Raw genomic sequence first — 11608 nt, forward strand, 5'->3', positions numbered from 1 at the left:
GGATCTGCTCAACGGTCAGCCAATGACCTCTCTACCTACGAGGATTCGAACCATGAGCTTGAAAGACAAACTGCCTGGCGCCCTGGGTTTCGGCACCGCCCCCCTGGGCAACATGTTCCGCGCCATTCCTGAAGAAGAAGCGCAAGCCACCGTGCACGCCGCCTGGGATGCCGGCGTGCGTTACTTCGATACCGCGCCGTTCTACGGCTCGGGCCTGTCGGAAATTCGCCTCGGCGAGGCACTGTCGCGCTACAACCGTGACGACTATGTACTGAGCAGCAAGGTCGGCCGGGTGATTCTCGACGAAGTCGAAGACGCCGCCGCCCGCGATCTGGGCGAGAAGAGCGGGGTGTTCGAACACGGTCGCCCGAACAAGATCGTCAACGACTACAGCGCCGACGCGACCCTGCGCTCGATCGAAGACAGCCTCAAGCGCCTGAAAACCGATCGCCTGGACATTGTCTGGGTGCATGACATCGCCCAGGATTTCTACGGCGACCAATGGCTGGAGTACTTCAACCAGGCGCGCACCGGTGCTTTCAAAGTGCTGACCCGCTTGCGTGAAGAAGGGGTGATCAAGGGCTGGGGCCTGGGCGTGAACAAGGTCGAACCTTGCGAGTTGACCCTGGACCTGAGCGAAGCGCAGCCGGACGGTTTTCTGCTGGCCGGTCGCTACACGCTGCTCGACCATGACCGCGCCTTGCAGCGCCTGATGGACGCGGCGCTGGCGCAGAACGTCGAGATCGTGGTTGGCGGTCCCTACAGCTCGGGGATCCTGGCCGGTGGCGCGCACTTCGAATACCAGAAGGCCAGCCCGGCGATCATCAACAAGGTCGAGCAGATCAAGCGCATCGCCGCCGCCCACGGTGTCGATATCAAGGCCGCTGCCTTGCAATTCTCGCTGGCGAACCCGGCGGTGGCGGCGGTGATTCCGGGGGCGAGCCGTCCTGGACGGATTGCCGAAGATGTCGCTGCGTTGTCGGCGGTCATTCCCGCCGCTTTCTGGCAGGCACTGCGTGACGCGAAGCTGGTCAGCGAACGCGCACCGTTGCCCATCATTGGAGCATGAGCATGAAAATCGATCTGAGTGGAAAACTGGCGATTGTCAGCGGCAGCACCGCCGGCATTGGCTTGGGCATCAGCAAGGCGCTGGCCGAATCCGGCGCCACGGTGGTGGTGATCGGTCGCGATTCGGCCAAGGTCGAGCAGGCGCTGGCGAGCATTCGCCAGAGCGTGCCGGGTGCACAGTTGCGCGGTTTGACCGCGGACCTGGGCACCGCTGAAGGCGCCGAAAAACTGTTTGCCGCCGAACCCCGTGCGGATGTGCTGGTGAACAACCTCGGGATCTACAATGATGTGGACTTCTTCGAGACCCCGGACAGCGAGTGGACGCGCTTCTATGAAGTCAACGTGATCTCCGGTGTACGCCTGGCCCGGCATTACGTGCCGGACATGGTCAAGCAGGGCTGGGGGCGGGTGATTTTCCTGTCTTCGGAATCCGGCGTGGCGATTCCCGCCGAGATGATCAACTACGGCGTGACCAAAAGCGCCAACCTGGCGGTGTCCCACGGCCTGGCCAAGCGCCTGGCGGGGACCGGGGTGACGGTCAATTCGATCCTGCCGGGCCCGACCCTCACCGACGGTGTGGAGGAGATGCTCAAGGAGGCCATCGCCGCCTCCGGTCGCAGCGTTCGCGAAGAAGCCGACGCCTTCGTGCGCAAGGCCCGGCCGAGTTCGATCATCCAGCGCGTGGCCGAAGTCGAGGAAGTCGCCAACCTGGTGGCGTACATCGCTTCGCCGCTGTCCTCGGCCACCACGGGCGCCGCCTTGCGGGTCGATGGCGGTGTCGTCGACAGCCTGGCCATCTGAACCTTTTTTGAATCCGGAGAACATTTTTCATGGCAACAACATCAGCATCCATCGACATCCCGGCCTCGGCCGATCAGGTCTGGCAATTGATCGGCGGTTTCAACTCGCTGCCGGACTGGCTGCCGTTCATTCCCAAGAGCGAGCTGAGCGAAGGCGGCCGCGTGCGCAGCCTGCAAACGGCGGACGGTGGGGTGGTGATCGAACGCCTGCAAGCGTTCGACAATGCGGGGAAAAGCTACAGCTACTCGATCCTGCAGGCGCCGTTTCCGGCCACTGACTACCTGGCGACGATTCGCGTCGAAGCGCAGGGGCAGGGCGCCCGGGTGACCTGGTCCGGGCGGTTCGAACCGGTGGGTGTGAGTGATGAGGAAGTGGTGGCGTTGTTCACCGGGATCTATCAGGGTGGGCTTGAGGCGCTGCGGGCCAATTACCCGGCGTGACATAAATTACAAGTCCCTGTGGGAGCGGGCTTGCTCGCGAACGCGGTGTATCAGTTGACACATTTATTGACTGGCACACCGATTTCGCGAGCAAGCCCGCTCCCACATTTTGTTCTGTGTCAGGTCGGGGCAATCAAGCTCTGCCGGCAATCGAGCACCAGCCGCGCCCCACCCAATTCACTCGTGCCCACCTCCAGCGTAAACCCGTGCAGGCTGACAATCGCCGCGACGATCGACAGGCCCAGCCCGAAACCGCTTTTCAGATTGCCCGCCTCGGCGCGATAGAAGCGCTGGAACACGGCCGCGCGTTCTGCCTCGGGAATGCCGGGGCCGGAGTCGAGGACTTCGATGCGGGTATGCCCGCCCTCATTGACCCCGCGCAAAATCACATGGCCTCCGGGCGGGGTGAACTTGATCGAATTGCTCAACAGGTTCGCCACCGCTTCGAACAACAAGGCGCGATCGCCATTGAGCGATGGCAAGGACGCCGGCAGCAGCAAGTGAAAGGCCAGGCCGTCGTCCTCCGCCAGGGGCAAATAAAAGTCATGCAGCTCTTGCAGCAACGGCACCGGGTCGAGCTGCACGAAGCCGGAGCGGCGCTGACGATCTTCCAGTTCGGAAATCCGCAGCAAGCCGCGAAAGCGCGCCATCAGCGTGTCGGCTTCGCCCAGTACCAGATCCAGTTGCGCCGCTTGCGCCGAGCCTTCACCGGCCTGTTGTTGCATGCGGTAAAGCTGCGCGCGCAAACGGGTCAGCGGCGTGCGCAAGTCATGGGCGATGTTGTCGCACACGCCCTTGACTTCGTTCATCAGGCGCTCGATGCGTTCGAGCATGGCGTTGACGATGGCGGCGAGCATGTCCAGCTCATCGCGGCGGTTGGACAGGGGCAGGCGCCTGGTCAGGTCACCGGCGACGATGGCTTCGGCGCTGGCCTGAATCCCGCGAATGCGCCGCAGCGGCCGGCGGCGCAGCAGGTGCCAGCCGATGATGCCCGGCAGGATCGTCAGGGTCATGCCCCAGAGCAAGGCGTGCAGGATGATGCGCGTCACGGCGAACAACGAGCCGTTGTCCCGCACCAGCACCAGCCATCGACCATCGCGGGTCTGGGTGGCCACTGCGTCGCAGCTGTCGGCGGGCAGGGTCGGGTCATTGGACTCGGCGCAATCGTTCAGCATGTGGATCTTGCCGTCTAGCGCCAGGCCTTGGGGGATGTGGCGCAGGGCGCCGCTGAGGTAGCGGTGCTCGGCGTCGAACAGGCCATAGGCGTCGATGCCGCGGATGTCGAAGGTCATGCTGACGGCGAGGGCGTCCACCAGTTGCTCGCCGGAAAAGCGCGAAAACAGATGCTGGCGTTGCATCAGCGAATGCTTGGCCAGGTTGTCCAGGTACGCGGACACCTCGTAATACATGACGCCCATGAGAATGCCGCTCCAGGCCACGAACAGCGCACTGTAGAGCGCCAGCAGGCGACTGCTGGAAGAACGCCAGCCTTTAGACGGGTTCGGCAATGACATAACCCGAGCCTCTCACGGTTCGAATCAACGGGACATTGCCAGGTGGGTCGATTTTTTTGCGCAGGCGGCCGATGTGCACGTCGATCAGGTTGGTGCCGGGGTCGAAGTGATAGCCCCAGACCTCTTCGAAAATCATCATCCGCGACAGGATTTGCCCGGTGTTGCGCATCAGGAATTCCAGCAGCTTGTATTCGGTGGGCAACAGCGTGAGCAACTGGCCGTCGCGGCTGGCTTCGTGGCTGATCAGGTTCAGCTCCAGGTCCGCCACCCGCAGCGTCGTGGCCTGGGCGGTGCCGGTGTGTTGCCGGCGCAGCAGCACTTCGACCCGGGCGGCCATCTCATCGGTGGCAAAGGGTTTGGTCAGGTAGTCGTCGCCCCCGGCGCGCAAGCCGCGCACGCGCTCATCGACATCCGACAGGGCACTGATCATCAGGATAGGCGTGGCCACGCCCATGGTCCGCAGCGTGGTGACGATCGCCAGGCCATCGAGTTCGGGCAGCATGCGGTCCAGGGTGATCAGGTCATAGTGGCCGTTGACCGCACGTTCCAGCCCCTCGCGCCCATTGTCGACCCAGTCGACGTCGAGGCCGTGGCTGCTCAATTCGGCGACAATTTCCCGGGCGGTCACGGCGTCGTCTTCGATGGTCAAGATGCGGGTCATGGGGCTGGCCTGAGTAAGTGTTCACAACAATAGGCGACATTTTGCCAAGAAATGATCGCAGGCTTACTAAATAAAAGTTCATGCATGCTGAAAAGATCGCAGCCTTCGGCAGCTCCTACAGGGGATCGCGTTGTAAATGCAGGAGCTGCCGAAGGCGGCGATTTTTTGATCCTTAATGCATAAAACCCGCCGCGACTGGCCATTCGTTGCATATTGCATGGGGTTTGGAAGTTCAATTTTTGTAACCTGCTGACTTCCAACACATTTTTAATAACGCGCGACTGGCACGGTGACTGCAACTGTGGATTTGAAGAGTTGTAACATCGTTTTTCTGCCTGGAGCGACATCACAATGAATAGATCCTCTGATGGTTTCTATCCCGCCATAGATGAATCGACCACGCTCTCTGGCGTGTCGTGGGGCGCGATATTCGCCGGGGCCGCGGCTGCGGCGGCGTTGTCGCTGATTCTGGTGCTGCTGGGTTTCGGCCTCGGGTTTTCGGCGGTCTCGCCGTGGGCCAATGAAGGCATCAGCGCCAAGGGGCTGGGCATCACGACGATTGTCTGGCTCGCTTTCACACAAATCGTGGCTTCCGGGCTCGGGGGGTACATCGCCGGACGCCTGCGGGTCAAATGGACGTACATGCATGGTGACGAAGTCTACTTTCGCGACACCGCACACGGCTTTCTGGCCTGGTGCGTCGCGACCCTGGTAACGGCCACCCTGATCGCGGGCTCGGTCAGCAGCCTGATCAGCGGTGGTGTGCAGGCCGGGGCGCAGGTCGCCGGCGGTGCCGCCAGCGCCATGACCCAGGTTGCCGGCACGGCTGCGGCCAATACCGACAGCGATCAGTACGGCTACTACATCGACAGCCTGTTTCGCGATGATCGTCCGGCCGCCGTCAGCGATGACGCCGCCCGAGGCACGGTGACCCGGATCTTCGTCCGCTCCTTGGGCAACGACGGTCAACTGGCCGCCGAAGACCGCACCTACCTGGCCCAACTGGTCGCACAGCGGACCAACCTGACCCAGGCGGATGCTGAACGTCGGGTCGATGAAGTCTATGCCCGCACGCAAAAAGCCGTGGCCGACGCGAAACTCGCGGCACAACAAGCGGCCGACACCGCCGCCAAGGTTGCCGCCTGGACCACCTTGTGGATGTTCGTTGCATTGTTGCTCGGTGCGTTTTTCGCCAGCTTTGCCGCCACGTTCGGCGGTCGTCGTCGGGATGCCGTGGTGTATCTGGAAACCGACACCTATGTGACCACCCCACCTGTTCGTTAACCCCGGAGAGTCATCATGCGCTCACTACTACTGTTCTTTCTTGGCGTACCGATCCCGATCATTATCCTGATTGCGCTGTTCATGCATTGAACGTTTAAAAGCCAAAATATCGCAGCCTGCGGCAGCTCCTACGCCGCAGGCTGCGATCTTTTAATCTTGAACTGTTAATCAATCGGTGTGTTGACAAACACCTCAAGCCCTTCGGCATAGTCAGTGAAGGCAGCAATCCGCGCAAACCGCTCAACCGTGACCTGATCCGGCACTACATAGCGGGTAAAGCTCCACGCCACCGCCAGGGTAATGCCCGCCTGATCAATCGCCCCGTCGGTTTTCAACGGCTGCTGTTCCAGCTCCCGCTCCAGCACGTTGTACGCCGCCGCCAATTGCCCTTCGACTCGCGCGACCCAGGGTTCATATTGAATTTCCGCCGGGCGCAAGTTGCGTTCGTAATAGAGCTGCACCGATTTTTCGCACGCCGCCAGTGCCAGGCCAATCAGGCGCAGCGAACGCAGGCGCTGGTCGATGTCGGCCGGCATCAGGCTGCGGTCGGGGCCGGCCAGTGCTTCCAGGTAATCGATGATCAGGGTGGAATCCATCAACACTTCACCATCGTCCAGCACCAGGGTGGGCGCCTTGACCACCGGGTTGATCTGCTGGAACTGCTCGAAAGTCCTGAACACCGACACCGATTGGTGGGCGAGCTGGATATCCAGGCGTTTGGCAGAAATGGCGACGCGTCGTACGTAGGGAGAATCCAGCATGCCGATCAGCTTCATTTAACCGCTCCTTGAGATGGCCCTTTGCGGGAGCGACAACCTTAGCTGAGCCAGCGCGACCTGCAAACGACGGCCTGCTGCCCGGCCGTTTGTCTTCTATATAGCTCCGTTCGATTGAATTTCTTGCTATAAACGCACTCCGATAACCGCCTGGATGCCCGCCATAGAGCATTTTCGAGGCCTTGTCGGACAAATTCGCTGTCTTTTCAGTTGCTGAGGCCTCAACTCGGCCTTAGACTGCCGCCCCTCGTAAATTGAGTGCCGGGTGGCGCTTGGAACAAACGGCGCCTTTCCGATGGCCTGCCCAGGTCCGCCGGAACGCTCCCTTATTCGCCTTAATGCACGTTTTTTTATAGAGATATCAATGACAAAGGACAAGTTGCTGGCCATGCCGGCGGATGACTACATGAATGCCGAGCAACATGCTTTTTTCTCCGAGCTGTTGCAGAACATGAAAGTCGAAACCCATGAGCGCATCGAACAGAACCGCATCGCCATTGAAAGCCTGGACACCCCGGCTGACCCGGCTGACGCGGCTTCCGTCGAAGAAGAGCGCACCTGGCTGGTGAACGCCATCGATCGCGACCAGCGCATGCTGCCTCAGTTGGAACAAGCCCTGGAACGTATTAAAGAAGACAGCTTCGGCTGGTGCGACGACAGCGGCGAGGCCATTGGCCTCAAGCGCCTGCTGATCAGCCCGACCACCAAGTACTGCATCGAAGCCCAAGAGCGCCACGAGCAGATCGACAAGCATCAGCGTCAGGCCTGATTCGGTAGCGTCCGCATCGCGGGCAAGCCCGTTTCCACCCTCCAGTGGGAACGGGCTTGCCCGCGATGCTTTTTGTCGTCCGAAAATTCTTTGATTGATCTGCCGCAACACCCGCGACTAAAGGCTCATGGATAATGGCTTTTTAGTGGCGTGTAATGCGAAGACAATAAATAGAAGAACTTTGGGGTGACGACGATGACGAGAGACGGCTCTCCGGTTGCGGCAGTGCCTGCGCCAGTGCTTTTGCCAAAAAACCGTTGGCTGACACCCACGCTGCAAAGCATCGCCCTGATGCTGTTGCTGTGTGGCATGACACTCGGGAACGGGCCGCTGTATGTGGGCCTGCCGATGGCCGTGCTGATTGTCTGGCTGCCTCGCCTGCGATCGCGGAAAACCCCCGAAGCCGTGCCTGTCGATACGGGCGGCGCGATTTCTGCGTTGACGCGCGATCTGTCCTACACCACCAGCCATAACGCGCTGTCCGCCGCCGGCGTGGCCTTTTCGGTCAGGCAACTGGCTGACAAGTTGCAATCGCAACTCGGTGCCGCCGCCCAAATCGTCAGCAACGCCGAAGTGATGATTGCCACCGAGCAGGCCACCTCGACCCTCAGTCGCCAGGCCCTGAGCGCCGCGAGCGAGGCGCATCAGAGTGGCGCCGCCGGACGCACCGAGTTGATCGAGTCGATTGCCCGGATGCATCAGCTCAGCGCCCGGGCCAATAGCAGCCGGGAACTGATCGAAGCCCTGAGCCTGCGCAGCGACGATATCCAGCGCGTGACCCTGGTGATCCAGTCCATCGCCAGCCAGACCAACCTGTTGGCCTTGAACGCGGCCATCGAAGCGGCGCGGGCCGGGGAGCACGGTCGCGGTTTCGCGGTGGTGGCCGACGAGGTTCGCGGTCTGGCCGCACGCACGGCGACCGCCACCGGCGAAGTCGGCGAGATGGTGGCCGATATCCAGCAGCGCACGGCGCAAGTGGTGGAGCAGATTCGCCAGCTGTCCAGTGACCTCGACACCGGCGTCCAGCAGGTCGAGCACACCGGCCAGCACCTGGAAAACATCGCCCGGCTGGCGGCCAGTGTCGAACGCCAGGTCGGGGAAATCGCCCAGGGTGCCGACACTAACCGTGAACAACTCGACAGCCTGTTTCACGCCATCGAGCAAATGCGCAGTGACCTGGCCATCAGCGATCAACAGACCCGGCGCCTGGCCGAGGCGGCCGTGCAAATGGAGGGTCAGGCCGAAACCATCAGTGAGCGTCTGGCCGAGGTCGGGCTCGATGACTATCACCAGCGCATCTACGACCTGGCCCGCGAAGGCGCGAGCCAGATCGCGGCGCGTTTCGAAGCGGACATCGACGCGGGCCGTATCAGTCTCGACGACCTGTTCGACCGCAATTACCAGACGATTGCGAACACCAGCCCGGCCAAGTACCAGACGCGCTTCGACCGCTACACCGATCAGGTCCTGCCGGCGATCCAGGAACCGTTGCTGCCGCGCCATGAAGGCCTGGTGTTCGCCATTGCCTGCACCCAGCAGGGGTATGTGCCGACCCACAACACTGTTTTCAGCCAGCCGCTGACGGGGGACGTGCAGGTCGATACATTGCAAAACCGCACCAAGCGCAAGTTCACCGACCGCACCGGGATTCGTTGTGGGAGTCATCAACAGGCAGTGTTGTTGCAGACCTACACCCGTGATACGGGGGAGTTGATGCATGATTTGTCGGTGCCGATTGTGGTCAGGGGGCGGCATTGGGGCGGGTTGCGGTTGGGGTATAAGCCGGAAGTGGTTCAGGCTTCTTGAATGAGTACCTATCCGTTTACACCCTGGGGATTGTTACGCCGCCGGCAACGAAGCTGTACAAGTTCGCTGCTGTATCCCCATCCACAGACTCATTACCATGCCTACATAGTTAGGCTGCTAACGGAGTCGAAGACCATCATGCAAAGCAAAGTCGATGTCGCAGTGATGATTGGCAGCGGCGTACCCGCCAGTTTGCGAGCCTTGGGCCAGAGTGTGTGCTGGGTTGTGTTACTGAACGGCGAACGCCGGGGCACGGCATTTGCCAGTCGCCATGAAGCCGAGGAGTGCAGGGCTGCCTGGTTGGCGCAACTGGATGCCGAAACCCCGGACAGCCTGCATTGAGTCCAGGTCAGTGAACCTGGTGCATGCGCAGGTTCAGGTCGTCGACCACCCGCGCCCAGTCGGCGTCTTCACGCAATTGTTCTTTCAGGAAACCGGCTTGCTGCGGCGTCCAGAACTCGGCGTCGATGAGTTTTTTGTCGTCGGGCAGCGGTGAATGGCTGGCAATGAAATCGTCGATAGCTTTCTGGGTGGAGTCCAGGCCGAGCTGGTCGAACAAACCTTTCAAGTCGTGGGTCGGTGATTCCATGTTCATCTCCTGGCAGGGTGAGGCGAGTTCGAGGTTTGAAGTCCGGTTCCGCTACTTCTGAGGCAACTGCGCTTTCAGCGTTCGAAAACACTGTGCAAATCAAAGTTCAAACGCAGAAGTGAGCATAGACCGCAAACCTGATCTTCAGGCTTTCAATGCGCCGGCATCGACCGCCGCCTTGAGCTCCTTCGCCGATTCCTGGGCGGCGACGGCCGCGATGTCCGAGGACTTGAACCAGCGGTCTTTCTCGACCTGATGATAGGTCACGGTTTTCAGGGGTGGCTTGGCGCGCATGACAATCACGGCCTGGAACTCGCCGTCGACCTCTCTGGCTTCGCCCCGGATGAAAAACTCGCCGATATCAAATTCCGTCACGTTGCAGCCTTCCCTTGGAAATATATTGTTGTGTTCAACGACGTCCCGCCGTGGGCAGGACGCGTTTGATTGGGCGGGCAGTATGGCAGTAGTTGCTTGCCGGCGGCTGAGTTAAGTCGCCGGCATGACAAACGTTTCTATGGGGGAGCAAGACAGGTTTCGTCAAATGTGTGACTCGAGTGAGCGGGCGAGGGCGCAAGCTTCGTTATGATCGGCGCGGAAACCTCTTACATGCCCGGTGGAAATTTCCTTGATATGAAAGAACGAAATACCGGCCAATATCACCTGAAACTTCGGAGAGTCGGGGGCTTGGGGCTGGTATTGCGGGTGCTGTAACACCGGCGAAGGTGAAGTCGGCGTCGGTGCCAAGGGGGAAGCGAAGTGTGTCAGCGTGCACATATGAAGTCCTTTTCGTTGTTTAACCGACGTATGCACGTCGGTATGGGTAGTCTCGGCGAGCATGGCTGCTCTAGAATCACCCTCACTGGTGGGTGACCGATGTTTATCTAAAGCAATTTTTTCCGGGCGATATGTCGGAAAAGTGCTTTTTTTCAAGAGTTTTTTCCCTGAAGTTGATAGTCCGTATTTTCTGGGCGTAGGAAGGGTGTTTTCCTTCAACCTTTGACGAATGCCAGGCAAGACGAGGCGAGCGACGTCCAGTAGTCTGCTCAAGCCTTGTGATGGATGAGCCCTCTGCTCATCCGGGGATCTCGACCCGGGTTTTTTAGCTTTACCTTCGGCATTGCCGCTTTTTTCGGCTGTGCGCTTTTCAGGCGTGCGGCGTCATTTTCAGATGTGGGGATGGTTCCTTGGCAGTAAGTAATCTCGATATGCATGCTTTGTTTGTGCTGGGCGATTTGCGCGCAAAGCTGGTCAAACTCTTTCAATCGCGTTTCGTCTACATCACCGAACAGAACGCCGAAGGCATCTATGTTGCCGAAATCGATACCGAATCGGCGCTGGTGGTGGACGACAAGCCGGGCCTCAAGCTCAAGGTCGGCGATCATTTCAGTGCCTCGGTCCTGCCCAGTCGCGAAGGCGGCAAGCTGGACATTAAATTCCGCGATATCAAGCTGACGGTGTATGGCCTGGGCGATTACGCCTTCGTGACTACCGCCGACGGCGAGGCCATTGTGTTCAAGGAAGGCCATAGCGCGGTGACGGTGTTCGCCGCCCACCAGCAATTGCAGGAAGGCCTGACCAAGACGCTCAAGGCCGTGACCGCCAAGGCCGCCAAATGGCGCAAGGGCGAGCTGGTGACGTTCAAGGCCAGCGAGTAATGAGCGTGACCCGCGCCGATTTCCACCAGCAGCACCAGGCTGACGCTCAAGCCGAAGCCCTGCGGTTATTCGAGCACAAGGCCGTTCTGCAGGGCGCCTGGCTGAACTGGGTGGCGTCACAGCTCTACACGATGCGCCCGGCGGAATACGCCAGCATGGTCAGGAGAGAACTTCAGCGTTTGCAGGACATTTCCGAAAATTAGTCCGAACCCCTCGAAAGCAGGAACCTCTACTACAGTCAGATG

15 protein-coding genes are annotated in these 11608 nt (G+C 60.4%); 9 read left to right on the forward strand and 6 right to left on the reverse strand.

Annotation, left to right across the window (positions count from 1 at the left end):
• Positions 1-52: 52 nt before the first annotated feature.
• From F8N66_RS02175 to F8N66_RS02185, 3 genes are read left to right on the forward strand one after another with little or no spacing between them, the layout of a single operon-like run.
• On the forward strand, positions 53-1069 hold the full coding sequence (locus tag F8N66_RS02175) for an aldo/keto reductase (RefSeq protein ID WP_150768606.1): 1017 nt from the start codon (positions 53-55) through the stop codon (positions 1067-1069).
• A gap of 2 nt (positions 1070-1071) precedes the next feature.
• A complete protein-coding gene (locus F8N66_RS02180; protein ID WP_150768607.1) occupies positions 1072-1869 on the forward strand; it encodes an SDR family NAD(P)-dependent oxidoreductase in 798 nt (265 codons plus the stop codon).
• A gap of 29 nt (positions 1870-1898) precedes the next feature.
• Positions 1899-2309 (forward strand): SRPBCC family protein, encoded by a 411-nt coding sequence (locus F8N66_RS02185; protein WP_150768608.1) that lies wholly within the window; start codon positions 1899-1901, stop codon positions 2307-2309.
• A gap of 119 nt (positions 2310-2428) precedes the next feature.
• Here F8N66_RS02185 and F8N66_RS02190 read toward each other — a convergent pair whose 3' ends face one another.
• Positions 2429-3823, reverse strand: a complete 1395-nt coding sequence (locus F8N66_RS02190) for a sensor histidine kinase (RefSeq protein WP_150768609.1) — start codon at positions 3821-3823, stop codon at positions 2429-2431.
• Complete coding sequence (locus tag F8N66_RS02195; protein ID WP_150768610.1) at positions 3801-4484, reverse strand: response regulator transcription factor; 684 nt, start codon at positions 4482-4484, stop codon at positions 3801-3803. Before F8N66_RS02195 ends, F8N66_RS02190 begins: the two co-directional genes overlap by 23 nt.
• Before the next feature lie 351 nt (positions 4485-4835).
• Between F8N66_RS02195 and F8N66_RS02200 the strand changes: the two genes are divergently transcribed.
• Positions 4836-5768 carry a hypothetical protein gene (locus F8N66_RS02200; RefSeq protein ID WP_150768611.1) on the forward strand — a complete coding sequence of 311 codons (933 nt, stop codon included), beginning with the start codon at positions 4836-4838 and terminating at the stop codon, positions 5766-5768.
• A gap of 164 nt (positions 5769-5932) precedes the next feature.
• Here the strand turns inward: F8N66_RS02200 and F8N66_RS02205 are convergent, their stop codons facing one another.
• Entirely contained in the window at positions 5933-6544 is a 612-nt protein-coding gene (locus F8N66_RS02205; protein WP_150768612.1) for a glutathione S-transferase, read from the reverse strand.
• A gap of 364 nt (positions 6545-6908) precedes the next feature.
• Here F8N66_RS02205 and F8N66_RS02210 point away from each other — a divergent pair, with 364 nt between their 5' ends.
• The 3 genes from F8N66_RS02210 to F8N66_RS02220 all read left to right on the forward strand — a co-directional run bounded on the left by F8N66_RS02210 (position 6909) and on the right by F8N66_RS02220 (position 9461).
• A complete protein-coding gene (locus tag F8N66_RS02210) occupies positions 6909-7313 on the forward strand; it encodes a TraR/DksA family transcriptional regulator (RefSeq protein ID WP_007907888.1) in 405 nt (134 codons plus the stop codon).
• Between the two features lie 576 nt (positions 7314-7889).
• On the forward strand, positions 7890-9119 hold the full coding sequence (locus F8N66_RS02215) for a methyl-accepting chemotaxis protein (protein WP_412070714.1): 1230 nt from the start codon (positions 7890-7892) through the stop codon (positions 9117-9119).
• 138 nt (positions 9120-9257) lie between these two features.
• Complete coding sequence (locus F8N66_RS02220) at positions 9258-9461, forward strand: hypothetical protein (protein WP_150768614.1); 204 nt, start codon at positions 9258-9260, stop codon at positions 9459-9461.
• A gap of 7 nt (positions 9462-9468) precedes the next feature.
• On the opposite strand, the gene F8N66_RS02225 is transcribed toward F8N66_RS02220, so the two are convergent.
• From F8N66_RS02225 to F8N66_RS02235, 3 genes are all read right to left on the reverse strand, one after another.
• The gene (locus F8N66_RS02225) at positions 9469-9708 is read right to left on the reverse strand and encodes a DUF2789 domain-containing protein (RefSeq protein WP_150701445.1); all 240 of its coding nucleotides are present in this window, start codon (positions 9706-9708) and stop codon (positions 9469-9471) included.
• Positions 9709-9852: 144 nt separating this feature from the next.
• Positions 9853-10083, reverse strand: coding sequence for a hypothetical protein (locus F8N66_RS02230; RefSeq protein ID WP_150768615.1), 231 nt, complete (start codon positions 10081-10083; stop codon positions 9853-9855).
• 162 nt (positions 10084-10245) lie between these two features.
• Entirely contained in the window at positions 10246-10482 is a 237-nt protein-coding gene (locus tag F8N66_RS02235; protein WP_150769209.1) for a hypothetical protein, read from the reverse strand.
• A 431-nt stretch (positions 10483-10913) separates the two neighbouring features.
• On the opposite strand from F8N66_RS02235, the gene F8N66_RS02240 reads away from it, so the two are divergent.
• Positions 10914-11363, forward strand: a complete 450-nt coding sequence (locus F8N66_RS02240; RefSeq protein WP_191622874.1) for a hypothetical protein — start codon at positions 10914-10916, stop codon at positions 11361-11363.
• Entirely contained in the window at positions 11363-11566 is a 204-nt protein-coding gene (locus F8N66_RS02245; protein ID WP_150768617.1) for a hypothetical protein, read from the forward strand. The genes F8N66_RS02240 and F8N66_RS02245 overlap by 1 nt, the downstream gene beginning before the upstream one ends.
• Positions 11567-11608: the final 42 nt, after the last annotated feature.

Origin of the sequence: Pseudomonas fluorescens, from assembly GCF_902498195.1 — a bacterium.
Taxonomy (GTDB): domain Bacteria; phylum Pseudomonadota; class Gammaproteobacteria; order Pseudomonadales; family Pseudomonadaceae; genus Aquipseudomonas; species Aquipseudomonas fluorescens_BU.